Raw genomic sequence first — 311 nt, forward strand, 5'->3', positions numbered from 1 at the left:
TCGGGGGCTCTCGTCCGTCCATGGGCTCACATGCGTTCGAGCCACCTGCACCGCTGGCAGATCCCCATCGGGCACAGGTCCGCTCGGTGCTCACGCCGCCAGTGCTCACAGCCCGGCGCCATCGGCAACGCGCCCGGGTCCTGCACAGGGGGCTGCTCCTGCCGCCCCTGCTTGGGAGGCTGCGGTGCAGCTCACTGGCCACCGTCTGGCCGCCACTCCTTGCGGTAGTTCGGGTGATCGGCATATGGCAGGGCGAGCAGGCGCACGGCTTCCCCGAGCGCGTTGGCCCACCCGTGGGCGTACTCCACCTC

The 311-nt window shown here is 71.1% G+C and carries 1 protein-coding gene; it reads right to left on the bottom strand.

The annotated features are described in order from the left end of the window. Positions 1-191: 191 nt before the first annotated feature. Complete coding sequence (locus CCN44_RS47990) at positions 192-308, bottom strand: DUF6221 family protein (RefSeq protein WP_414820563.1); 117 nt, start codon at positions 306-308, stop codon at positions 192-194. Positions 309-311 lie beyond the last annotated feature (3 nt).

The organism is Streptomyces tricolor, assembly GCF_002155905.1.
GTDB lineage: Bacteria > Actinomycetota > Actinomycetes > Streptomycetales > Streptomycetaceae > Streptomyces > Streptomyces tricolor.